The sequence below is a fragment of the Vibrio sp. STUT-A11 genome, assembly GCF_026000435.1.
In the GTDB taxonomy this organism is placed as follows: domain Bacteria; phylum Pseudomonadota; class Gammaproteobacteria; order Enterobacterales; family Vibrionaceae; genus Vibrio.
In genome coordinates this window covers 333,655-358,570 of the sequence record NZ_AP026764.1, presented here as the reverse complement: position 1 = coordinate 358,570, position 24,916 = coordinate 333,655, and the positions used below count along the sequence as shown (strand labels likewise).

The window sequence follows — 24,916 nt, the reverse complement described above, 5'->3', positions numbered from 1 at the left end:
TCATCCCCCTTAATTTAGTTTGGGGCGGAGGAAGTCATCCCTTTACGCCTCGGGTAATCTCGTTTGTGTTGAAACAAAACGGGGACTTGTTCCCATCTTACCTCTCTTTCTCTAGATGAAGTTAAACTGCCTTTATTCATCTTAAGAGCGAGCAGGGAAGACAGAATTATAAATACCCTTAATGGAGTTAAGAATGAAAAAAGTAAGTGTAATTGCTGCAGCAGTGGCTGCTTCTTTAGCTGCTGGTTCTGCATTCGCAGTGGACTTTCATGGTTACATGCGTGCTGGCGTTGGCGTGAGTGGTGACGGTGGCCAACAAGTAACATTTGAAAAGAACAAAATTGGTCGTCTTGGTAACGAAGGCGATATCTACGGTGAGGTACAACTAGGTCAGGAAGTTTACAACAACAACGGTAAAACGTTCTACGTAGACTCTATGGTTGCAATGACTTCTAACGGCTCTAATGACTGGGAAAGTACTTCTGCTAACTGTGGGACAAGTTTGAACTTTCCTAATGGCCCAGATTCAACTGAAGGTGCAACAGCTGAAACCAACTGTGTAGACGACGCACAATTCGCTCTACGTCAGTTCAATGTGCAAGCGAAAGGCCTGCTAAACTTCGCTCCTGAAGCCACACTTTGGGCAGGTAAGCGCTTTTACCAACGTCACGACGTTCATATCTCTGACTTCTACTACTGGAACATCTCTGGCGCAGGCGCGGGTATCGAAGGTATCGAAGCTGGCCCTGGTAAATTTTCTTTCGCATGGGTTAGAAATGACCGCAATGACAACTTTAACCTAGGAAACAATCCTGGCGACACTCCAGACGCTGGTAATGATGGCGGCGCAGTAAACGTAAACACGCTAGACTTCCGTTACGCAGGCCTTTCTCTATGGTCAAATGCGTCTCTGGAAATGGGCCTAGACTACGCAATCGTAAACGAAACTGAAGACGCGTCAAGCGCAGCTAAAGATGCGAAAAATGGCGTTATGGTTACTGCTGAGTTGACGCAAGGTTTAGACTCTGGCTTTAACAAAACAGTATTCCAATACGGTACAGAAGGTTACTCTAAAGCGTTCGCATTCTGGGGCGATGGTAGCTGGTACGGCGCGGAAGCAAACGACGGTGCAGACGGCTACCGTTTAATCAACTGGGGTGTAATTGGCCTGGGCGATAACTGGGAACTTGGCCACCAGCTAGTGTACGGTGTTGGTCAAGATATGTGGGATGGTCAAGACAAATGGGAAACTGCATCTGTCGTTGTTCGTCCAGTATTCAAATGGGATGAAAACAACAAGACTATCTTCGAAGCGGGTTACGCGATGGATGATAACGATGGTTTCGAAAGCACTTACGGTAAGATGACGGTTGCTCAAGCTTGGTCTGCTGGCTCTAGCTTCTGGGCACGTCCAGAAATCCGTCTATACGCGACTTACCTAACAGCTGACGACGACAACGACATTCAAAGATTTGATGGCGGTCGTTCAGACGATACATTCCAATTTGGTGTACAAGCTGAAGCTTGGTGGTAATCATCTAGCCACTAAGTCCTAAATTGTCCTAGAATGATACAGCCAGAACCTATCTGGCTGTATTTATTTCAAAAACAATAAAAAAGTCGAGGTAGACAGTAATGAGAAAATGGCTTGCTCCCGTACTGCTGGGCATGTTGGCGTCTGGCTGTGCGTCTGTAGAACAAGTAGAGATGACTTCTAATGACCAGCAACAGGTGATCACCCAGTCTGGTGATATTCAATGGGTACCGCTCGATGTACCTGTAGTTACTGATTTTGCTTTGACTGATAAAAGCCAAATGCTACTGGATGGTAACAGTGCAGGCGCTATCGCCGCATTTGCACTTCCGGGAAACCGTGGCAGTCTCGATTTACAACTAGAGACATTCGTTAGCACTGACCTTCAATTTTACGCACCAAATGTCATCGTGGTTAATGCGGACGGAAAAACCGTTTATTCAGCAGATTTTTCAAAGTTTGAGTACGTACCTGCAAAAATGTTGGATAACGACAAATTCGTACTCGATCTCAATGTTATTCCTGACATGAGTGGTAATGACCTTCATGTGTTGATTTACACCACTTCCGAAGATTTGAAAGGAAGTACTCAGATTCTGCATCCGGCAAAAGCCTATGCTAAAGCGCGTCATACTCAGCCACCAGATATTGCTGATCCATATGCGAAGCACAGCCCTCTTGGTCAGTTCCGTCTCTCGGTAACCGCAAATGATATCGTTACGACTAAGATTGTGGCGAAAAACGATAATATTCCAGAAGGTGCAGAATTGACCGGTTACTACCACCGTGCAATTGAAAGAGCTGTAGCCGAAGACAATATTCCTAAAGCCCTAACCTTACTCGATGAAGCGAAAGAGTTAGGCATCGAAGGTGCACAAGAAGTATTTGTTAAAGCGGTAAATAGCAAATAATCGAATAAAAAGGCCAGTGCAATACTGGCCTTTTAAATAATAAATTAATCTTTAAATAATTACCCCTACATACAGTTATCTCATTCACATATTTATTTTTATCCCTTTGTTTTTAATACTAATCAGAGTAATAATTAAACAATATTCCTAACCTGATTTTTATGCTCGGGGAATATACCTATCCAAGTAAATAAGCTCAGCAGGATAAAGTTTTTATGACCTCATACATGAGGGGATCTCAATATTAAGCTTTGTCTGTTTCAACGAGCTTTACTAATTAAAAAGGAATGACGTGAATATGAAGATGATGAAGACTTCTCTTGCTGCTGCCTTACTTGTTGCTTTAGTTGGGTGTCAATCTACCTCTGAATCTGAAACGGCTACGCAACCTGTTATGAATATGTCTGATGCTGAAGCGATTGCATTCATGCAGGCTTGTGATAACCCAGATAGTGCAGATAAAGGACCAATTAAGAAACCGTTATTTGTCGTGGGTACATTTGCAGATTCTGACTGGAAGCATGTGCCTCAGCGCCAATATAATTACAAAGGAAATAATATCTACCAAGCTGTGACTCAAGAAAAATCAGGCTCATTTAAAATGCAGTATGCAACAGAGTTATGGTTCCCTCAGTTTACGGCTAAAGGCAATCGAATGAATGTTGGCGAATTAACGCGATTAACATTTGGTGGTTACGGTACAGATACTTCAGTCGATATTAAAGAAGACGGGAAATACGTCTGGAACCTTCAGTTTGAAGGGGAAGGTAAACCTCTTCATGTCATGGTTAATAAGTGTCAGTAATATTCTATTAAGTTAGTTTAATTTTGATTTTTATTTAATTAGCCCCTGCATGTGAAAAATGCTGGGGCTAATTTTTTTTGGGAGATTATACGTGAATAAACGACTATATCGCTCTTTACTGGCCTTAGCCGTAACAGGCGCTCTATCGGGCTGTAACTCATCTGATGGTGATAACGGAACAACGTTACCCGAAGTCCGTAACTATGCTTGCCAGACAAATGTATTGGAGCAAAGTAATCAGCTTCGGACTTATCAGATCATGGTTGAAAGCTTTGTCGATGGTGATACGAGTATTGGTTATTCCACGGGATATGGCACCAGTCATCACAATGGTGACCTGCAAGGTATTATTGATTCACTCGATTACATCCAAAGCTTAGGGATGAATGCAATTTGGCTAACGCCTATTTTTGAGTCTGAAGCGATTGAGGGACAAGATGACTGGGCTGATCGTTTGGATGCCACGGGGTATTATGCGACGGATTACTTTACGATAGATCCACACTTTGGTGATTTAGAAACCGCGAGAACGCTGGTGAAAGAAGCACACAGGCGAGGCTTGTATGTCTTTTTTGATGGTGTGTTTGGTCACCACAAAGCGGGATTAATTAAACCTTCTCCATCGGGCTTGCTACCATCAGGATCAAATAACCCCGTTGATTATCCACAGAGCCTAGAATTCTATAAAGAAGTGGCGACTTATTGGATCAACGAGATCAAGATAGACGGATGGCGTTTAGATCAGGCGTATCAGGTCCCGACCGACGCCTGGACACAACTGCGTAAAGCGGTGGATCAAGCCTCGCAAAATGTGACATACACCAATAGTGACGGTGAACAGGTGAACCCTCTTGGCTACATGGTGGCGGAAATCTGGAAAGGGGAGTCAGACATAGCAGATGAAGCCTATGGCACAGAAAGTGCTCCTGCCTTGTGTTCTGCTTTTGATTTTCCGATGCGTTACCGTATTGTCGAAACGTTAGCCGTAAATGAGAGTGGTGTGGGCGGCAGAGGGGTTGACTGGCTGGATAATGGTTACTTTACTCATCAACAGTACCCAAGTCATGCACAACCTAACTTAATGATAGGCAACCATGATTTAGTGCGTTTTGGTGATCTATTGCAGCGGGGTGGGATTGCAGATGTGAACGATGCAGAATATTGGTTACGCCATAAAGCAGCATTTGCTTTCCAGGCGGCTTACTCGGGACCGATCACCTTGTATTACGGAGACGAAATTGGCGATCAAGTCGATGGTTTTGCTGCAAAAGAAGACATCAATACGTGTGCTTTGGCTGGATTGTGTGATGACCATGTCGCCAGAAGCAGCGCAAAAATAGAAGGGATTACCGCAACTTTAGATGCTAATCAGGCTGACCTTAAAAGTTATGTTCAATCTCTGATGACAATGCGCGCTGCGCACCCTGCGTTATATGAAGGTTCACGTACTAACCTGTTGTCGAGCAACGGCAGTTATGTCGACCTCAAGACATCTGATACCGATCAGGTATTGTTTACGTTAAATACGCTGGAGAGTGCCAGAACGGTAATACTCAGTGAGGAATCGGTAGGGAGTAATGGTGTTCTGGTGGATCTGTTAACCAACGAGACGATCACGTCAAGCAATGGCCAGTATTTAATCCCGATGTCGCCTTTACAAGCGCGCTTTTTTGCAATAAGCCTGTAGAAGTTAAAAAAGGGGGGAAGCGATAGCTTCCCCCTTTGGTATCGTTGAATCAATTAGTTTTGAGTGACCGTTACGATTGGTGCTGCTGTATCAGCGGCATTGAAGTGGAAGTTGTAGCTTGCGTCTGCTGGTACCGTAATACTAATGTTACCGCTTGCTCCGCCCGCTTCCATAGTAAATGGAGTACCGAATTCAATTGCCCCCTGGCCTCCGAAGTTAGTGGCGTCAGCCCAATCTGAGCTGGCAACCTTCATGTCGAATGTGCCTGCAGTCAGGTCAATATCTAATGAGTACACATCGTTTGCAACATAGCTGAACTTCGCGCTTTCAATTGCTCCCCAGTTCGCATCTGTGACATCACCGCGTAGGTAAAGTGCTGTTTCCCCAAACGTTGGTGCATCTGCTGACTTGGTTACCGAAACGACAGGTTTTTCTACGCTTTCATCTTGAACGTTAAGTGCGTTAAGAATGAAGTTGTATTTACCCGTTTCAGCTACCGTCAGTGTACAGTTCTCCTCAGTTCCCAGATCAAGAGAGTCATCTGCCTGATCTGCTGCGTCACAACCAATATTTGGATTTGACCAACCAGCATCGGCAAACTTAAACTCATGGTCGCCTGCTTCTAATACGCCAGTGACAGAGTACATACCGTTACCAATGAAGGTCATTGCCCAGTCTGAACTGTCTGCCCAGCCGTTCATTGTGCCTTTCACATACACCACGGTGTCACCGAAAGGAGGAATGCTTGATACGTCTTTGTTTGACGTATTCACAGGTAGGCCTTCGCCTTGGGTAGTACCTTGAGGCTGTACAAATACTGCTGTTGTTAGTGCTGGTACTGTGAAGGTTTCTTGTGCGAAGCGTGCACCTTTCACGGTACCATCAGCAGAGTTTTGCTGAATCGTGTGAAGTTCAAAACCACTCGCGCCCGCTACAGTAAAAGATTGTTCTTCAGACGATGAGTTAATCACCGCTACAATCGCGTCGTTTACTGGATCCAGATCTTGACCGGCAGATACACCATCATCAATCGACATAACAATCAGGCCAGCAACTTGATCTTGCCCAACGTTACGGAAGTCAACACGGTTCATCACTTCTTGAGCAGTATCCAGACGGAACAATTCGCTTGAACTACGGATTTTGAGTAGCTCTAGGAATTGCTGTTTAGTCAACTCAATATCATTTGTATCAGGCATAGCCGTGCTGTCAGCGATGATCGTTTTGATGAGATCCCAGTTATCGCCATCTTTATCCTCGCGAGGCAGACCCACGTTCCAGTTGTTGTCGCTACCGTCAAAGAATACACGGTTGAACCAGTCGCCAGAATCGTAAGAGTCGCGCTGCATCGATTTCGAACGGAGTAGTTCTGAACCCATGTGAATGAACGGAATACCCTGACCTAGCATTACGGTTGAAAGAGAAACGCTTTGCATGCGAGCACGATCAGCAGAGCTGGTACCCGTTGCGATTTTGTAGGCGTTGTTATCCCAAAGTGTTTGGTTGTCGTGCTTCGAAACGTAAGAGATGTTCTCTGAAGGCATCTTAGTGTAACCAGCAGGAGCGCCGTTGTAATCGACATTCTTACCAAGCTTGGTCTCACCGGTGTAATCGAGAAGTACATAATCCGCCAAGTTACCAGCCATACCCAAACGAACGATATCTTGGTTGTGCAGACGGCCATTCACTGAGTCCGAACCTGTTTTAGTCTCTTCATTTGCGTATGCAGCGTTACCAAAGCCCTGATTGTAGCGTAGCGAGTGGCTACCATCGGAATCGACACCACCATCGAAAGGACCGCCACCACGAACGGCGTCACGTAGACGGTCTGAGAAGGTACCAATCTCTGTGCCAGCCATGTTCAGCTGAGTCGCTTGATCAAAGCGTGCGTCGTTCGCCACTTCACCAAAGTCCCAACCTTCGCCGTAGAATAGTGTATTTGGGTCAATCTGACGGATTTGCTCTAATGCATAAACCATCACATCTTTTGGCTGGTGGCCCATCAAGTCAAAGCGGAAACCATCGACTTTATAGTCTTCTGCCCAAACCTTGAGTGAGTCAACCATCAGTTTGCCCATCATCAGGTTTTCAGTCGCAGTGTTGTCACAACAGGTTGAGTTTTCTACGCCACCAGTATTGACGTTTAGACGGTGGTAGTATCCCGGAACGATTTTATCCAGCACGGATTTGTCATTGATGCCAGATGCGTTGGTATGGTTGTAAACCACGTCCATCACTAGCTTCAGATCCATCTTATGTGTCGCCTGAACCATCTCACGGAATTCAAGAATACGCTGGGTACCATTAGGGTCCGTTGCGTAGCTGCCTTCTGGGACGGTGTAATGGAATGGGTCGTAACCCCAGTTGAAGCTGTCCAGAGCGCGCAGATCGTTCATCAATGCCTGTGCTGAATCGGTTGAAGGATCGTAATCGTTGAGTACATCTTCAATAATTTTTGCATCATCTTCTGATTCACAAACCGAAGCGTCTGGTTTAATACCACACAGTTTGCCAACCGTGTCGTTGATATCGACGCGGCTCTCTACGTTCTCATCGACAGTAGCGATATCAAATGCAGGTAGAATGTGTAGCGTTGTTAAACCCGCATCTTTCAGTGCTTGCAGGTGAGAAACAGACTCACGTTCAGGCTCCGTTAGCGCTAAGTATTTACCGTTATATGCTGATGTGCCTTGGCTGTCATTGAAACTGAAATCACGCAAATGTGATTCGTACAATACGTGATCTTCGTCTTTTTCAACGGTTGGACGGTCGTAATTGTTCCAGTCTTGTGGCATTAAGCTAGCGTCGTTTAGATCGACAACTTGTGAGTAAAGCGAGTTTAGCGACAAGCTTAATGAGTATGGGTCAGTGACCATACGTGTTTCCACAACGCCTGTTGTTGGATGGTAAACCTTCACTTGGTAGCGGTAGAATTTATTCACCACGTTGCTTTGTGGTTCAGAAACCCAAATACCAGTGACGCTATCTTCACTCATCGCCACTGTTGCTTCTTCTTGTAGATTCTCATCGTAGATAATCAGAGAAACGTCTTGAGCCGTAGGCGCCCAAAGTTTAAAGGTTGCAGCGCCGCCTTCAACAATCGCGCCCAGTTTCTGACCGATCGCGTTACCCGCATCGGCATCAGCGAATACCGCATCCAATACGCCTGGCTTTTGCACTTCAGTCGCTGAAATAACATCACCATCGGCGTTGTAAGCCACCATCACGATCTGCGATTTCAGAATGGTACGCAGTGTTGCGTCATCCACATCGATACCTGCCGCTTGCAGGCTAGACAGGTGACGGAAGCGAGATTTCAGATTGTCCGACAGCTCTCCTGCTTTGCTTAGTTCTACCGCTGTACCGCCAGTGACTTGCTTGTCTTCATCCATTTGGATGTCGTTTGTCAGGCTGTAGTAAAGCTTCATTGAGTCAGCGTTTGCGGCTGCTTCCCACGCAATTGTGGTTGCATCTAACCAATGTGCTTTTTGACCGTCAACATCGACAGGGCGCTCTTCGATTGGTTCGTAGAACAGCTCACTACTGCCATGGAAGCCAAATACCCCTTTAGATTCGCCAATCTTAGTCAGCTCAACTTTCGAGTTTGAGCTGCCGAAGGCCTTGTCGTCGCCATTGTGTAAGATGAAGTTCATACATTCGTATGGATCAGACGCGTCAGGGTCGACTTTAAGAACGTAGTACGCACCGTAGGTTTCGCTGATACCGTCATATTCGCGTGGCGATGCCCAGTCCGTACCGTTGCTTGTAATGCCCATAGCATCTAAATCTGTACTGGTACAGCCTTCACCATTCCATAGGTGGAGACCCCAGCCATCGTAGTCGCTTGCAGACGATGCTGAGGCAACATCACGTTTATAGTAAACAACAACTTCATTCTCTCCCGCAGGGTACAGGCCTGAACTCGGGCTGGTGGTATTGTCGTCGGTGCTGTCACTGCCACAACCGCTGATCACCGCGACGGAGATCAAAGGCAGTACGGTTCTGGCTATCATAGATAATTTAAATGTTTTTTTGTCCACGTTTACAAATCCATTGTTATTGAATGATATAAAGAACGCGTCAACTTGTCGGTTCAAAAAGCGAGAAGATCAATACGTCCTAATATGGTAAAAATGCCGAAAGGAAATGTTCGAAGAAATGCTAATACACTGACTCATCAGCAAAATGTGAGAGCGGGCTGTTTAGTTTTTTACAAATGAAAATTTTCTTACACAGTAGATTTGGTTCACAAATTAACTAATAAAATGGACGCATAGTGAGAGGCGTGACACACACTCAAAATGTTAATTTTGATAGGAGTAGGAAGGGGGGATGACAGGGGAGGAGAATGTCTCAGCCCCAAAAGCGTGACTGCCTTCTATAAAAAACAGGTTGATAATTCGCTAAAGAAAATAAGTATGGTGTGTTTTAGATTAAACGACGCTATCTCTGCTTCTAAGCTTTAGATTTTGATTAAGTTGCCGATATAAAGCCCAAGCGCCGAAACTAATCTGGCATAAATGTTTCCCTTAGGGAAGTGTCAATTTATATCGTGGATAACAAGAGGCAGTTTATGAGTAGTATGGGCATTGCCATCGCGGCAACTGGCCTTTCACTCGTCCTTATATTTGTATGGATGATCTCGTTGTCGATGCGAAAGCAACGTCTGGAGATTGAGCGGAAAGCTCGTGAGGCCGTATACCGAAAGGCAATGCAAAAAGCCCGTGAGCAAGAGCTTAAAGAGCGAGAGTTTAAGGCGGAGACGGGGCATATTCCGACAATTTTATTTCTGGCCAAAGAAGCAGAAAGAAACAATCTCAAGCAAGCGTTGTATTGGTACGATAAAGCCGCAAAGCTGGACAACATCACTGGCATGTACGGCATCGTTCGCCTCAGTGAACGCATACGTGAAGATGTGATTTTGAAGGAGCAGGCAAACTTTTGGCGTACTGCTATCTCGGGTGTGGAAGGTGATATAGAAGCGAAATTTGTCACCGGAAAAGCTTTGGTATTTGGTCGGGGTGTAGAACAAAACGTCGCCAAAGGACATGAATTGATTGAAGAAGCGGCTGCCAAGGGCTGTGTAGAGGCGATGCTTTATATGGGGGAGTGGCAGTTATCCCCGGAAAATACATCGGGTCATAGTGCCGATGCCCTCTATTGGTTCATGAAAGCAGCGGATAAAGGTAGTGCCGCAGGAAAAATCCAGCTTGGCTTGTGTTATGTTAATGGCACGGGCACCGAGAAAAACATGCTAAAAGGCCGTTATTGGCTGGAAAGGGCAGCAGAGCTCGGCAGTGCTGAAGCGATGTACTATGCTGGAGATGCTTGGAAAGATTCGAGTAAAACTGGTGACGCCATTGCGTATATCTGGCTGTTTCTTGCTGCCAGTATGGGTTATGAACCTGCACGAACCTTGCGGGATAAAGTTGCGGCTAATATCGGTGTTGATGTGGTGGTTGGGTTACAGGCCGTTGCCAAGCCACTACAACGAAAGCTGACATCGGGCATGGTGAAAAAGCACGCCATCATTCGTGCGCTGAACAAAGTGTATAAACGTGAGGCGTACTTCCCCGATGAAGATGAGGTGGCGGGTGTACTAGCCGATGAGCATCATTTAGAACAAGGCCTGCAGAAAGAAGGATGTGCTCCTCACTTTCAGTCTGATTTAATAACAGGTGAGGTGGAACCTAAATTAAAACCATCGAACTCTTCTCAGCCTTCCAAAGACGTGCTCGACTTTACCCAGAACTTCCTCCAGCCATAATGCTGAATAAGCCTCACGCGTGAAGTGAGGCTTCCGTTTTGCGTTGTGCTATCCATAGAAAGCAAGTACAGCATGTTGAAAATCAGCGATACCGCTAACTCTGGTGGCGTGGTTAAGAATTGAGTTAAACAATTTTTGTTAGTCGGATACACTAGCGGTTTCGCAAACTGGCGCTTGCCGCATTCTTTGCATTATCGATAACAAAAATAAGAGGACAGGTATCATGCAAGGTATCCTCTCAATACAATCTCATGTTTCTTTTGGTCATGCTGGTAACAGCAGTGCTGTTTTCCCAATGCAGCGCATGGGTTTTGAAGTATGGCCTATTCATACCGTGCAATTTTCTAACCATACCCAATATCAAGAGGGTTGGACTGGGCGAGCTTTCTCTGCAGATGACATCAGTGAACTTGTCCGTGGTTTGGGTAATATTGGCGCACTGGAAAAGTGTCAGGCGGTATTAACCGGTTACCAAGGCAGTGCTGAGCAGTGCCTTGCAGTGGAACAGACGGTCACGCAAGTGAAGAGTAACAATCCAGACGCACTTTATATATGCGACCCAGTGATGGGTGCGCCAGACAAAGGCTGTATCGTTGCTCCGGGGATTGCTGAAAATCTGTTAACGCGTCTGATGCCAATGGCGGATGTGATCGTGCCAAATCAGTTCGAACTCAGCCAATTTGCAGAAATGGAAATTTATACGTTAGATGATGCGATCTCCGCCTGTCAGAAAGCGTTAGCGAAAGGTCCTAAAGTGGTGTTGGTCAAACACCTTTACTGTCTGGATAACGGCAGCTTCAACATGCTACTCGCTACCCCAAATGGTATTTATCTGGCAAAACGCCCGCATTTTGAATTTGCCAAACAACCTGTTGGCGTGGGTGATCTTATCTCTGCGATTTTTACTGCTGGTCTGCTCAAGGGCTGGAGCCCGAAACAAGCTTTCCAGCATTGTCATGACGCTTGCTATGGCGTATTAAGCACTACTTATCATGCTGGCGAGTGGGAGTTACAAACTATCGCCGCTCAGCAAGAGTTCGTAGAGCCAGCTAAACACTTCCCAATTGAAGAAGTAGCCTTAGCCACGGCGTAATCGAAGTTGATATAAAAAATGGGGAGCCAATCGGCTCCCCATTTTATTTGTCTATTGAATCGTAATTCGATTATTGCTGTTCTTTTTGGTGCTCTGAACGGCAAACTGCAGCAGTGAAGACAACGTCTGTAGAGCTGTTTAGTGCAGTTTCTGCTGAGTCTTGAATAACGCCGATGATGAAGCCGACCGCTACCACCTGCATTGCTACGTCATTCGAGATACCGAACAGGCCACAAGCAAGAGGGATAAGGAGTAGAGAACCACCTGCAACACCTGAAGCACCACATGCAGAAACGGCTGCAACGATACTCAGAAGCAATGCTGTTAATAGGTCAACTTCAATACCCATAGTGTGAACTGCAGCCAAGGTTAGTGTTGTGATAGTGATTGCAGCACCTGCCATGTTGATGGTTGCGCCTAGAGGGATAGAAACTGAGTAAGTGTCTTCATCCAGTTTTAGCTTCTCACACAACGCCATGTTCACCGGGATGTTTGCCGCACTTGAACGAGTGAAGAATGCAGTCACACCACTTTCACGCAGACATTGGAAAACCAATGGGTATGGGTTTTGTTTGGTTTTGAAGTAAACGATCGCTGGGTTTACTACCAATGCGATGATAAACATTGCACCTAACAGTACTGCTAGTAGGTGAGCGTAGCTCGCTAGCGCGCTGAAACCTGTTGTTGCAAAAGTTGATGCAACCAAGCCGAAGATACCAAATGGCGCTAGACGAATAATAAAGCGTACGATGTGAGACACACTGTGGCTTAGATCTTCGAAAACCGCTTTAGTCGTTGCTGAAGCGTGATGTAGCGCTAGACCAAGACCAACACCCCAAGCAAGAATACCGATGTAGTTTGCTTCTACTAGCGCGTTGACTGGGTTATCTACCACTTTAAATAGTAATGTGTGTAGAACTTCTGCAATACCTTGTGGTGGGGTAGCACCCTCGGCGCCGGTTACAAGCGTTAAAGTGGTTGGGAAAAGGAAGCTTAGAACCACGGCAGATAGCGCTGCGAAGAATGTGCCCAATAGATAAAGCACAACGATCGGACGCATATAAGTGTGTTGGTTTTTCTTTTGGTTTGCGATAGACGCTGCAACCAAAATAAATACTAGTATTGGAGCAATCGCTTTAAGCGCTCCAACAAAAAGGCTACCAATCATTCCAGCACTTTGAGCGTGACTTGGTGAAACTGTTGCAAGTAAAACACCAAAGACAATACCGACAAGGATCTGGAGAACGAGGTTACCACGAGCGTATCGGGCAACGAGGCTGTTATGTTGCATACATCATTCCTGCAATGTTATGCCTAAGTGATTGAATAATAACTACACATTACACGGCGATAATGCCCTTATTAAATAAGGGGTGAGCATTGCTTCTGGTCACTAAGACACATGATTATCAATTATCCTGTTTTTATATATTCAGTCATTCTCTGACTGAACCGCCCATATCTTAGCTTGGTAATATTTTGTGTCTAGTTTTAGTTTGTTTTTGGATTAAATGTTTGCTGAATGTTATTAAATTAAGTTGTTTGTGTTGCAATAAGTTGGTGATTATGAATGATGCTTTTTAATAAAGTTATTAAAAAGGAGACAAATGTCTCGTTCAATTTGATTGACCAACAAAAGCCAAAGCGTTAGTTGGTGAGTGAAGGGGCGTTAATGAACGTTGGCAGTATAGTTTCCCATTCGCTTACCTATGGTCACTCATGCGTTCTTCCATTAGCTGTGAATAGCTATTTGCTTTCAGTCCGTAGATGATTTGGATATGTTTATCATCTAAAACCACTACGCCGTGGGCACCATGTCGCTTGAGAGCATTTTGATCAACGAGAGCCGTCGATTTCAGGGTCAGTCTTAAACGTGTGGCACATGCTCCAGTCTCTAAAACATTCTCTATACCACCAATCGCGGCAATAATCGTGTCGACATCCTGATCCATGTTTGGATTTACCTGAGTCAGGAACTTTAAAAAACGTTTGAGACCTTTCAGCATGTTGTTGTCTACCTCTGGAACTTGGAGTCTAATGTATAGCGTAAATGCACCTATACATTTGAGGGATAAAGCACAGAGTTATATTTTTCAACAAATAGCCAGTGAGAATAAAGCGAGAAAAAAGAGGCTCCCTAGTGGGGTAATACCAGTCACTTAAGGGCTCCCATACGGTCATTCCAGCGAGCCTAGGAATCTAGTATCAGCTCGCTGGAATATAGAGAAATATCTTTGATAACAAAGTACTCGGATTGAAGATCCTGAATCACGCTCTATTGTCACGGTTTAGGGTGACGGCTGACTGGAGTATCTGCTTACTGTTAACTGGTTAGCTTTTCATCGACGAATCGTTTGAGGTAAGTTGTGAGATTGCCTCGACGATCGGTGCAGGCGTCAGCGTGTGAGGAACTTTGGTGATCAAGGTTCCGTCAGGTTTCAAGAAGTAGAAGTAGGAGCTGTGGTCCAGTGTGTATTTCAGCTCAGAGCCTTCTAATTCTGTTTTGCGGAAAATAACGCCATAGCTGTGTGCCAGCGGAGTCGTGATGTCTAGCGGCGCAGATAACCCCTCAATCATAGGATGGAAGTAGTGCGCGTATTTTGCCGATGCATCCGCTTCATCACGCTCAGGATCGAGAGAGATAAACATTGGGCGTAGCTGGGCCTTTTGTTTTTCGTCAATTTGGTTGAGTGCGCCTGCTAACATAGCGAGTGAAGTCGGACAAACATCAGGACAGCGTGTAAAGCCAAAGTAGACAATACGAATACGAGGGTCACTGACATCGAAAATGTTGACTGGCTGGTCGTTTTCGCCAAACAACACCGACTGCTCTGACTTAGCTGGTTCAGTCTGTTCGTTAGGGACAGCGTCTTGGCTGTCTAAATAGCTTTTAGCGCCAAATCCGAGTACGAAAGCGACGACGAGAAATAGGGACCAGTTGCGGCTCATAATGATTCCTTATCTTTGCATTTTGATAGCGGGGTAAATGGTGTCTTGTCCGTCGGTGAGCTCTCCTACCCAAGTCATCGACTCTTGAGTGCAGACTGGCAAGATCAATTCACCCGTGTATTTTCCTGGAGACACTTTGTTTAATAGGAACTTAGGTTCACCCATTTCCATTTCTAGCCCTGACAAGCTCAGTACGAGTTGTTCGGTTTTGCTGTCTGGCCATTCGACAGTGAGCTGAGCAGGGACTAAGGGCTGAGTGTTGTCTACATTTAGTGTCATGGAGACGTCTTGTTGGACGCAAGATGTGGTCGATAAAAAGCAGTATTCCTCAAGCGGTTTTAGCTCTGAAGAAGCCGATAAGCTTTTGAGTAAAGTCGGGGCGTAAAAACCTGCGACCAGTGCCACAGCGACGCTTGTTATGTTTAACAGTTTCATTAATGCTCAGCATTTATCACTTAACAAGAACCGCATCCTAGCACATCTGAGTAATGCGGAACGAGACAAGTTCGAGAAAATGTGTTCACCTTATTAGATTGAATAAAAAACGGAGCCATCGGCTCCGTTTAGAGAATCATGTTTACTTATCTGAATCAGCGAACTTTTCCAGGCTCAGTACCAGAGCGATCGCTGCCAGCATCATGATAATGGCGATAACGATCTGTGACGGCTGAGAAGTTATGTGTTCATATTCAAACGGCGTCAAGTTGTGCTGAAGTAGCGGAACTTGTTCACCTTTTGAGTTTGTGCGCCAGGTTAACGTTTCTTTCCATGGCCAAATTTTAGGCAGTGTACCAATCATCAAACCGGTTAGGAACATCAATGTTGCGTCTCTAAAGTGGCGCAATAACCAAGAAAGCAAATGTGAGAACGTCAGTAGGCCGATAACACAACCTGTTAAAAATAGCGCTAAGACGTCTACTTGGAAGCCTTTCACTGCCGCTAGTACGGGAGTGTACATGCCGATGAGCAGCAAAATGAAGCTGCCTGAAATGCCCGGCAGAATCATGGCACAAATAGCGATAGAGCCAGCGATAAGTGTATTCACCATTGTCGGCTCCATATGCAGTGGCTTAAGCACTGTAATGCTGTAAGCGAATGCCACGCCTACCAATAAGGTAATGAAGCGAATTGCGTCGCGTTTTTCTACCTGACGCACGATGTGGTAAACCGAAACCAAAATCAGTCCAAAAAAGAATGACCAGATTGGAATAGGGTGCGTATTCAGAAGCCAGGTAATCAGTTTTGCTAGTGTTGCAATGCTAACGCAAATACCGGAAAACAGCGTGATAAGGAAAAAACCATTGATATGGTTAAACGCGGCTTTCGTTCCTTCTCTTTTCCAGATGGATAAAAGCCTTGGGTTGATGCGTCGAATGCTCTCTAGCAAGGTGTCGTAAATGCCTGTAATAAAAGCGATAGTACCGCCAGAGACGCCGGGAACCACATCGGCTGCACCCATCGCCAACCCTTTAAAGAAAGTAATTAGATAGTTCATTGTTGTACTGTTCATTTCTGTTGATGGGACAGAGTATACAAACATTGCCAGTAAAAAAGTATGAAATAGTATTGTTATGACAGCATAATTTCATCCCTAACCAGTTGATTGCAATTCAAACTTTGGCCGTTTTATTCAGTTATCAATAAATAGATCAATAATTGCAGTCGAAGTTTTTTTGCAAATTGCAATTGCTAAATGCAATACCGTTTTTTCGATTTGCTACAGATAATGTTGTAGATATTTAGCTATTGGGATCTCGAGCCCAAAAATAACGCTTTTAATGTTGGCATGTTTTATGCATAATGCTCAGCGACCCTTATTAAGCCGAGGGTCACCTAGCCAACTGACGTTGTTAGTGAATACAGATTGTTCACATTAAATATCAGCCAATCGCGATTATTGCGATTGGCTATTTTTTTGCCTGAGTAAAAGGCTATTTCTGCTTAACCACAGCTAAGTGCAATTCTGAAAGCACAAGTTAAATAAAAAGGGCTGACGCTTTCACGCCAACCCTTCGTTTTAAGCTACTGAGTGGTTTATCTCTTCTAGTAACCCATCAATTGCAGTAAGTTTTCTGCCGTGATAATCGCTTCTTTACGGTTCGCAATGTTCAGTTTCTGATACAGATTACGGATGTGGGTTTTAATGGTTGTCCCAGCCACATCAAGCTCCTGAGCAATTTGTTCATTACTGAAGCCTGAGTAAATCAATCCAAGTACCTGCCACTCACGCTGAGTTAGCGGGCTAGTGCGTACTAACTCTGGCACGTTCGGGTGGTTCACCAAGTTCTCAATGAACTCTTCATCGAAGTGAATTGAACGGCTGCGCTGATTTGACGAAATGTCTTTCATCAGTTGCTGTGCGCGGTGACGTTCTAAATCGCCCAACTCATGGCGCAGGCTAAGCTTCTCTAACAAACCGCCAATGGTTGCCCCATCAATCAAGAAGTTGCCAACCATACCTGTCTGGTTGGTCATTACTAATGCTTCTTTAAGTAAGGCTTTCGCTTGTTCTTCATCTTTCTGACGCGCGGCTAATACCGCTTCAACAACTAAGTTTCGGTTAGTATCAGTGACTAAGTTACTGCGATGCGCTTCACTTTGCAGGAAATTCAACGCTTGGCGAGCTTCGTCATATTGACCAAGATTAATGTGCGCACGAACAATATTACGCCACTGCAATTGACAGAAGTGGTTACACGCAGATTCTGGACGAACTGCACTGTTGAGCCACTCTTGTATTGCATCCATATTGCCGCGAGCTTGCCAAAATAAGATGAGGGACAATGATGCGTTCGCCGTCCAGTCGACGTGGTAGGTCGATTGTTTCATCAAGTGTTGAATATGCTCTATAAACTTACCCGCTTTGTCGAGCTCTCCACGTCCAACGGCGATACGCGCAAGCATTGAATAGCTATGTAAGTGCTTGCTTGGCGAATGGCTTTCTAAGATCTGTAATCCCTTATAAGCACACTCTTCGGCTTCATCCAGACGATTCCAGCACCAAAGCACTTGCGCTCGGATACGGAGTAGAAACTCATGCAGTGGCACGTGCTGAAGCTGATGCTCTTCTATCAGACGGAAACCCGAATCTTGCAACTCAAAGGCAGCCTGAACATAGCCCTGAGCAATCAAAATTTCACTTTGTTGTAGAATCGCCCATAACGCCTGATGGTAAACCTGATACTGGCGAGCCAGCTTTTCCGTTTGCTGCATCATTGGTAGTGCGCGATCGAGCTTACCCAGTACGTGGTTGACTTCACCAACGACTGAGGTCGCCACGATTCGGCTGCGATAGATAGTGTGGTCTAACTCACTAAGTGCGAGCTCTGCCAACTCGAGTGCTTTTTCTGGCTGGTTACTGTTAATCGCGACCTGAGCAAGCAGCGCATTGGCCTGACCCTGATAGTGGACATCCAGCTCAATATCGCGCTTTTGGTGCTCCGCTTCTGCTTCTTCAAGTAACTGACCAACCTGATTGTAACGGTGCTGACTTTGCGCCAGCCATGCACGTAACATCGTCAGTTTTGGGTGACTAAACAGCAGTTCTGAGTCAAGTTGATGAATGGCATTTTCCAAGGTGCTTAACTCGCCTTGGTTAAACATTTTCCAGCCAAATTCGTTAAGAATTTCAACCACTAAATCTTTATCGTCAGATTTCTGAGCGTGGTGAATCGCTTGGTGAGGCGATTTTTGTTGTAACCAAGCTAATGCAGCATTGCGGTGTAGATCTTTTTCTTGCTGCGGAATGCGAGCCTGACGTTCATGAGACAAAAACTCACCAAACAGGTTGTGGAATCGGAACCAGTTATGTTCACCCTCGAGAGGGTAAATAAACAAACCGTAGCGATTCAGAGATTCAATCATACCGAGCGCATCTTCACGCTGAGTCAACGCGAATACCAACTCGTCGTTGAAATGATCCAGAACAGAAACCTGCATCAGGAATTGGCGAGTTTCATGATCGAGCAGATCAAATACCTCTTCTACCAGGTAATCCCATAGATGTGCGTGGTTGAACTGAGAAACAGACTCTACCGTCTGCGCCAGGGTACGGTTTTGATGCTGCGCCTGCAGAGCGATAAGTTGCAATGCAGAAGGCCAGCCTTCAACATAAGTTCTCAGGCTATTAGCCATGTCTTCATCAATACCGTCAGCGATGCGCTGGTTAAAGAAACGGGTCGTTTCTTCCGTGTCGAAGGCTAACATGTCGTTGCCGATTTCGATCATCAAGTCACGCACACGCAGGTTTGCAGTACCTAATGGCGGTGTCGCACGGCTTGTGACGACGACGGTTAAGTTGTCTGGCATGTGCTTTAAAAAGAAGCGCATCGATTCATGAATTTCATCATTGGTGATTAAGTGATAGTCATCGAGTACCACGTAACATTCCTGATGAAAGTCAGCCATTTCGGCAAACAGTTCGCTATACAATGAGCGTAAAGAGGAAATTTGGCGTTTTTCGGCCAGTTTCTGTGCATTAGAACAACTGAAGTTTGTTGCTTTGTTTAATGCCTGCAACAGGTAATTGACAAAACGGAAGCCGTCATTATCGCTGTCATCAATACTGTACCAACCAACATTAGGCTTATCCGACAGCCACTGCGCTGCCATTGTTGTTTTACCGTAACCGGCAGGTGAGCGAAACAAAACCAATTTGTAATAAGGCGCTTGTTGCAGTAAGTCCAGCACTCTTGGACGCACTATGGCGTTATGTAACCGGCCTGGGCGAGTGAGCTTAGATGGAATCCACATTATTCGTTATGTCCTTAATTTATGTAATCTAGCGAAATCTGAAAACGGTTTTCGTCACCAAATTTTAATCTGTTTAAAAAGTAAACAAAAATACAAGTCGAGTGGGATGTTACGACATCGCCATTACAGCTTACTTTGATCCACTTCCTAATTCTCACGAGATGAGGGAAATGGCACCGACTACGCCCTGTATTTGTGAATTTAATCACCTTTTTATCCTAGTTTGTTATGCCCTGTAGGAATTCTTGCACGATGGATATGTAATTTTTGTGTTTGTGAACAAGGGGAGTGTGATCGCTAAGACAAAATTTACATCGTGGTTCGACGGTGTCTTAAAAACTTCATGAGTAAATTTTAGCCTTTTCTCATATTCGCCTGTGATCGAAATCACTAAGAAGCAGAGCGTAAAAAGCTTTGTTGCGATTTAGATCACTAACTGATCGGTTGTACCCCCCTCTACGCCCTCATTCCTCCTCCTTCAAAGGAGGAGAAACAGGAGGATGCTTATTCACACCGGTAAATGCACGATATATGGCAGATGAATTACTAAAAGACGTGAGAATTTCTTAATGAAACCTACACAACAGAAAAAATTTGATAAAAAGTCGTTCCAAGACAGCGTAAAGAAACACCTATCAGTGACTTACGCACATACTGTTGAAAACGCAGATAGCCGCGCATGGTACCTAGCAATGGGTCGTGCACTAGCGGAAATCACTACTTTTGATTTGCTTGCTACTGAAGAAGATCCTCGCATCAAAGGTGCTAAGAGCGTTAACTACCTTTCTCTAGAATTCCTGATTGGCCGTTTAACGGGCAATAACTTAATCAGCATGGGTCTGTACGAGCAAGTAACAGAAGCAATGGCTGAATTGGGTCATAGCGTAACGGACCTTCTTGAAGAAGAACGCGATCCTTCATTGGGTAACGGCGGTCTTGGCCGTCTGGCGGCTTGTTTCATGGATTCATGTGCCGCGCAAGAATACCCAACAGTGGGTTACGGCCTACACTACGAATACGGTCTATTTAAGCAATCTTTCAAAGACGGCCGTCAACAAGAAGCACCTGATGCATGGTGTGGCGTAGAAGGTTACCCTTGGGAAGTGGCTCGTCCAGAGCTTGCTCAAGAAATCGGCTTCTACGGTCATGTTGAAGTGGTCAACGAGAACGGTAAAGAAATTCGTAAATGGGTTCCAGGCATGACAGTAAAAGCGATGCCTTGGGATCTACCAATCGTCGGTTACGAATCAGAAACGGTTTACCCGTTGCGTCTTTGGGAATGTCAGGCAATTGCACCATTCTCATTGGCAAGCTTTAACAATGGTAACTACTTCGAAGCTCAGCATGCGCTGATCGATGCAGGTAACATCACTAAAGTGCTTTACCCGAATGACAACCACGAGAAAGGAAAAACACTTCGTCTAATGCAACAGTACTTCCACTCTGCAGCGTCAGTACGCGATATTCTTCGCCGCCACGAAGCAGCAGGCTACTCATTAGAAGAACTGCCAAAGCAAGAGACTATCCAGCTTAACGATACGCACCCAACTATCGCTATTCCTGAGCTAATGCGCATCCTGGTTGACGAGAAAGGCCTGTCTTGGGAAGCTGCTTGGGAAATCAGCTCGCATACGTTTGCGTACACGAACCACACATTGCTTCCAGAAGCACTAGAGACATGGCCTGAGTCGCTCATTCAGCATTTGCTTCCACGTCACATGGAAATCATTTACGAAATCAACCACCGCTTCCTGCAAGAAGTTCGTGCTAAGTGGCCTGGTGATGTTGCGAAACAGCAAAAACTGTCGATCATCGAAGACGGTTTCCACCGCATGGTACGTATGGCTAACCTGAGTGTAATCGGTTCATACGCGGTTAATGGTGTAGCAGCACTTCACTCTGAATTGGTTAAGAAAGACCTGTTCCCTGAGTTCCATGAGCTGTACCCAACTCGTCTACACAATGTGACGAACGGTATCACGCCTCGTCGTTGGTTGAAGTTCTGTAACCCAGGTCTGTCTCAGTTAATTACTGACAAGATCGGTGGCGAATGGCCAGCGAAACTGGAGCTGTTGGAAGGCATTGCGAAATACGCTACTGACGAGAAATTCCAAAAAGAATTCATGGCAGTGAAGAAAGAGAACAAAGAACGCCTTGCTCACTGGGTGAAAGAAAACATGGGTATCGAGCTGGATACCAATGCGATCTTCGATGTTCAAATCAAGCGTCTACACGAGTACAAGCGTCAGCACCTAGATTTGCTACACGTGTTGTCTCTGTACCATCGTATTCTTAACGAGCCTGGGTTTGATTGTGTACCACGTGTTGTATTCTTCGCAGCGAAAGCAGCACCGGGTTACCACCTAGCGAAAGAAATCATCTTCGCAATCAACAAAATTGCAGAGAAGATCAACAGCGACCCTCGCATCGGTAACAAGCTTAAAGTGGTATTCATCCCTGACTACCGCGTGAGCATGGCAGAAATCATCATTCCTGCGGCGGACGTATCACAACAAATCTCGCTAGCAGGTAAAGAAGCATCGGGTACTGGTAACATGAAGATGGCGCTAAACGGTGCCCTGACTATCGGTACAATGGATGGTGCGAACGTTGAGATTCGTGAAGAAGTGGGTGACGAGAACATCTACATCTTCGGTCTGGATGTTGAAGGGGTGAAAGCGACTAAAGCTCAAGGCTACAACCCGTTTGATTACTACAATGCGGACCATCTACTCAAAGCGTCAATGGATCTTCTTGTCGGTGAAGAATTCACACCAGGTCAGCCGGGTCTGTTACGTGCAACGTACGACAGCCTGCTGGATGGCGGTGACCCTTACCTATGTCTTGCAGACTTCGCGTCTTACGTGAAAGCGCATGAAGAGATGGGCGAGCAATACAAAGACCAGGCTGGTTGGGCGAAGAAAGCCATCCTCAATACCGCCCTTGTTGGCAAGTTCACCTCAGACCGCTCAATTCGAGACTATGTGAACAACATCTGGAAACTGGAACCAGTTCACCGTTAATAAAAGTAAAAACCAAGGTAGCCCTGCGCTACCTTTGGTTATTTTCAAATATAAGTTATTGATAACAATAAAACCCTACATGGAAGGTGTTTGCATTACCTTCGGAGAAAGCGATGAAAGAACTAACAGCATTAAAGAAAGTCGCGGAAATGGCGAGATTGGCTGACAGTTACGTCAGTGCATGGGGAGATGAGGCTAAAGTGTCTGATGAGACTCTGCGCCGTTTGCTCGCTTCACTTGGCTACGATACTAGCAGCGATGAAAAACTATTGGCTTCTGCTGAGAAGAAGCATAAGAAAGACGTACTAGCCCCTGTTCTTGTTTTACGCGACGGCGAGCCTGTCGAAGTAGAACTAAACCTAGGTACGAGTGCTCGTGAGAGTGAATTCAGCTGGCGTTTAGAAACAGAGCAAGGAGAGGTACTTGAAGGCTATCTTCAGTCTCAAATTGTTCGTGATGAACGTGCTGAGGGTGGCCCTCTAGTGTTTGCATTGCCAAAGAACTTGGCATGGGGTTACCACAAATTGATCATCAGTCGTAAGCGTCGTAAAACGCCTTATGAAATGTCGCTGATCATCACTCCAAAAGCTTGTTACAAACAAGATGCGCTTAACGAACACAAAAAGCTGTGGGGGCCAAGTATCCAGCTTTACACACTGCGTACTCAGCATAACTGGGGTATCGGTGATTTCGGAGACCTAAAGCAACTGGTTAGTGACATTGCTTCGCGTGGTGGGGACTTCATTGGCCTGAACCCAATCCACTCGTTGTTCCCGGCAAACCCAGAAGGTGCGAGCCCATACAGCCCATCGTCTCGCCGCTGGTTGAACATCATGTATATTGATGTGGTATCCGTACCTGAATTCGCTCTGAGTGCAGAAGCGCAGCAACAAGTTGGCAGTGCTGAATTCCAGCAGCGCCTGCAAAAAGCTCGTGATTCTCATTGGGTTAATTACACCGAAGTCTCAGCTCTTAAGATGAGTGTACTGCCGTTACTGTTTAGCGAGTTCAAAGCTCGTCATCTAGACAAAAATACCGACCGTGCTCGTACTTTCTTGGACTTTGTAGAGAAAGGCGGTGACAGCTTGTTACACCAAGCGGCCTTTGACGCACTTCATGCCGATCTTCATGCGGAAGATGCCAATATGTGGGGCTGGCCGGCATTCCCTGACAAATTCCGCACATTCGAGTCCGCGGGGACGCAAAAGTACATTAAAGAGCAGAAAGACCGCGTTCATCTGTACATGTACTTACAGTGGATCGCGGACGATCAGATCAAAGAAACTCAAGTACTGGCAGAAGAAAAAGGCATGTCTGTGGGTCTGTACCGTGACCTTGCAGTAGGCGTAGCGGATTCTGGCAGTGAAACTTGGGCTGACGAAGGTAACCTTGTTCTGGACGCAAGTATTGGTGCGCCACCAGATGTACTGGGCCCACTAGGTCAAAACTGGGGTCTGCCTCCACTAAACCCACAAGTGCTTGAAGCAACGGGGTACGAAGCTTTCATCCAACTGCTGCGTGCCAACATGAAGCATTGTGGTTCGCTACGTATTGACCATGTACTTGGTTTGCTGCGTCTATGGTGGATTCCAAAAGGTGAAAAGGCAACAGAAGGGGCTTACCTGTACTACCCAGTCGAAGATATGTTGGCAATTTTAGCGCTTGAATCTCATCGTCATCAATGTTCAGTTATCGGTGAAGACTTAGGTACTGTGCCTGATGAAATCGTGGATATTCTTCGCGATGCCGGTGTGCACTCATACAAAGTATTTTTCTTTGAAACCTCAAAAGACGACGGCGGCTTCATTTCTCCTAAGCATTATGCTGAGCAATCTATGGCGGCACTGTGTACGCACGATATGCCGACGCTACGCGGTTTCTGGCACTGTGATGATTTGAAAATGGGTCGTGAGATCGGTCTGTACCCAGATGAAGAGCAACTAGAAGGTCTGTTTGCTGATCGTCTGAAGTGCAAGCAAGGCATTCTGGATAGCGTTCGCTGGCATGGTTACCTGCCTGAAGGCATTGGTCACGATGCGCAGTTCGTACCTATGGATTCGTACTTAAGCGAAGCGCTTCAACTGCATGTTGCCGCAGGTGGTTCTGCTCTGCTTAGCGTTCAGCTGGAAGACTGGCTAGAGATGGACCAACCGGTCAATATCCCTGGTACTGTTGATGAGTATCCAAACTGGCGTCGTAAGCTGTCGATGAACCTTGACGAAATTTTCAGTCGTGAAGATGTGAATCGAATTGCAAAACGTTTAACGGAAGTCCGCGCTCAGGCAAGTAAGTAAGGACAAATAGAGTGAGTGAGAAAGCGAGCTGATTATAAATTTGTTTGCTTTGAGATAAGAAATTCCCATCTACGTCACTCATTCTATAAAAACAATCCGTT

The 24,916-nt window shown here is 45.6% G+C and carries 15 protein-coding genes; 8 read left to right on the top strand and 7 right to left on the bottom strand.

Features of this window, described 5'->3' with window-relative positions; translation table 11 throughout:
• The first annotated feature begins 193 nt into the window (after positions 1 to 193).
• From OO774_RS17275 to OO774_RS17260, 4 genes are all read left to right on the top strand, one after another.
• Positions 194 to 1,534, top strand: coding sequence for a maltoporin (locus OO774_RS17275; protein WP_264907830.1), 1,341 nt, complete (start codon positions 194 to 196; stop codon positions 1,532 to 1,534).
• Between the two features lie 101 nt (positions 1,535 to 1,635).
• Entirely contained in the window at positions 1,636 to 2,445 is an 810-nt protein-coding gene (locus OO774_RS17270) for a MalM family protein (RefSeq protein ID WP_264907829.1), read from the top strand.
• A 298-nt stretch (positions 2,446 to 2,743) separates the two neighbouring features.
• The gene (locus tag OO774_RS17265; protein ID WP_264907828.1) at positions 2,744 to 3,250 is read left to right on the top strand and encodes a glycosidase; all 507 of its coding nucleotides are present in this window, start codon (positions 2,744 to 2,746) and stop codon (positions 3,248 to 3,250) included.
• Positions 3,251 to 3,341: 91 nt separating this feature from the next.
• The gene (locus OO774_RS17260) at positions 3,342 to 4,937 is read left to right on the top strand and encodes an alpha-amylase family glycosyl hydrolase (protein ID WP_264907826.1); all 1,596 of its coding nucleotides are present in this window, start codon (positions 3,342 to 3,344) and stop codon (positions 4,935 to 4,937) included.
• Positions 4,938 to 4,990: 53 nt separating this feature from the next.
• On the opposite strand, the gene pulA is transcribed toward OO774_RS17260, so the two are convergent.
• Positions 4,991 to 8,977: a pullulanase-type alpha-1,6-glucosidase gene (gene pulA / locus OO774_RS17255; protein WP_264907824.1), complete on the bottom strand. Its 3,987-nt coding sequence runs from the start codon at positions 8,975 to 8,977 to the stop codon at positions 4,991 to 4,993.
• 533 nt (positions 8,978 to 9,510) lie between these two features.
• On the opposite strand from pulA, the gene OO774_RS17250 reads away from it, so the two are divergent.
• Both OO774_RS17250 and pdxY read left to right on the top strand, forming a co-directional pair.
• A complete protein-coding gene (locus OO774_RS17250; RefSeq protein WP_264907823.1) occupies positions 9,511 to 10,704 on the top strand; it encodes a tetratricopeptide repeat protein in 1,194 nt (397 codons plus the stop codon).
• Positions 10,705 to 10,927: 223 nt separating this feature from the next.
• Positions 10,928 to 11,797 carry a pyridoxal kinase PdxY gene (pdxY, locus tag OO774_RS17245; RefSeq protein WP_264907821.1) on the top strand — a complete coding sequence of 290 codons (870 nt, stop codon included), beginning with the start codon at positions 10,928 to 10,930 and terminating at the stop codon, positions 11,795 to 11,797.
• Positions 11,798 to 11,867: 70 nt separating this feature from the next.
• On the opposite strand, the gene sstT is transcribed toward pdxY, so the two are convergent.
• The 6 genes from sstT to malT form a co-directional block, all read right to left on the bottom strand.
• Entirely contained in the window at positions 11,868 to 13,088 is a 1,221-nt protein-coding gene (gene sstT, locus OO774_RS17240) for a serine/threonine transporter SstT (RefSeq protein WP_264907819.1), read from the bottom strand.
• A gap of 412 nt (positions 13,089 to 13,500) precedes the next feature.
• Complete coding sequence (locus tag OO774_RS17235; RefSeq protein ID WP_264907817.1) at positions 13,501 to 13,803, bottom strand: PTS glucose/sucrose transporter subunit IIB; 303 nt, start codon at positions 13,801 to 13,803, stop codon at positions 13,501 to 13,503.
• Positions 13,804 to 14,128: 325 nt separating this feature from the next.
• Positions 14,129 to 14,746 (bottom strand): SCO family protein, encoded by a 618-nt coding sequence (locus OO774_RS17230; protein WP_264907815.1) that lies wholly within the window; start codon positions 14,744 to 14,746, stop codon positions 14,129 to 14,131.
• 9 nt (positions 14,747 to 14,755) lie between these two features.
• Positions 14,756 to 15,181, bottom strand: coding sequence for a hypothetical protein (locus OO774_RS17225; protein ID WP_264907813.1), 426 nt, complete (start codon positions 15,179 to 15,181; stop codon positions 14,756 to 14,758).
• A 142-nt stretch (positions 15,182 to 15,323) separates the two neighbouring features.
• Positions 15,324 to 16,241 (bottom strand): DUF368 domain-containing protein, encoded by a 918-nt coding sequence (locus tag OO774_RS17220; protein ID WP_264907811.1) that lies wholly within the window; start codon positions 16,239 to 16,241, stop codon positions 15,324 to 15,326.
• Positions 16,242 to 16,789: 548 nt separating this feature from the next.
• Positions 16,790 to 19,498, bottom strand: a complete 2,709-nt coding sequence (malT, locus tag OO774_RS17215) for an HTH-type transcriptional regulator MalT (RefSeq protein ID WP_264907810.1) — start codon at positions 19,496 to 19,498, stop codon at positions 16,790 to 16,792.
• Between the two features lie 569 nt (positions 19,499 to 20,067).
• Here malT and OO774_RS17210 point away from each other — a divergent pair.
• Entirely contained in the window at positions 20,068 to 22,521 is a 2,454-nt protein-coding gene (locus OO774_RS17210; protein ID WP_264907808.1) for a glycogen/starch/alpha-glucan phosphorylase, read from the top strand.
• Between the two features lie 113 nt (positions 22,522 to 22,634).
• Complete coding sequence (gene malQ / locus OO774_RS17205) at positions 22,635 to 24,815, top strand: 4-alpha-glucanotransferase (protein WP_264907807.1); 2,181 nt, start codon at positions 22,635 to 22,637, stop codon at positions 24,813 to 24,815.
• Positions 24,816 to 24,916: the final 101 nt, after the last annotated feature.